The organism is Streptomyces milbemycinicus (assembly GCF_002154605.1).
Classification (GTDB): Bacteria; Actinomycetota; Actinomycetes; order Streptomycetales; family Streptomycetaceae; genus Streptomyces; species Streptomyces milbemycinicus.
Map to the genome: position 1 here is coordinate 1 of NZ_MUNE01001202.1, position 743 is coordinate 743.

The following is a 743-nucleotide window of genomic DNA, read 5'->3' on the forward strand; positions in this document are numbered from 1 at the left end:
GCGCCCGCAAGCTCGGAACAGGAGTTGACTGTGAGCACCCCACCGCAGAGCGAGCCCGTCATCTTCAACCCGTTCACACCGGAGTTCATGGAAGATCCCTATCCGCACTACGCCGAGCTGCGCCGGCATGTGCCGGTCCATGAGCATCCGGGCGGCTTCTGGATGCTCTCCCGCTACGAGGACGTGGACGCCCTGATGCGCTCCGGGCTCTCCGTCGAGCAGCGCCATGTCGCCCCGGGGCCGTTCCGCGACGCGTATACGAACGCGGGCGTCACGGATGAGCCGCGGCTGAAGGGGCTGGCCCTGCTGGACCGGGATCCGTCGGACCACACCAGGCTGCGGAAGCTGGTCTCCAAGGCGTTCACCCCACGGGCCATCAACGCCATGGAGCCGCGGATCCGCTCGCTCGTCGACGACGCGCTCGACGCCATCGCCGAAGCCGGCANNTGGCGTTCCCGCTGCCGTTCACCGTGATCTCGCAGATGCTCGGCATGCCGCCGACCGACAACGACCGACTGCGCCTGCTCTCCCACACTCTGATGCGCTCCGTCGAACCGACCACCGACATTGAGGTGATGAGGGCCGTCGAGGCGGCCGACGCGGAGTTGTTCGCCCTGGTCGGCGAGGCCGTCTCCTGGAAGCGTGACCACCCTGCCGACGACCTGCTCACCGCGCTGATCGCCGCCGAGGACAACGGGGACGCGCTCACCCACGACGAACTGGTCGCCCAGGTCGCGATGTTG

At 68.2% G+C, this 743-nt stretch carries 1 pseudogene; it reads left to right on the forward strand.

Annotation, left to right across the window (positions count from 1 at the left end):
- Positions 1–470: 470 nt before the first annotated feature.
- Positions 471–743, forward strand: a pseudogene (locus CCN51_RS58985) (cytochrome P450); the annotation flags it as partial.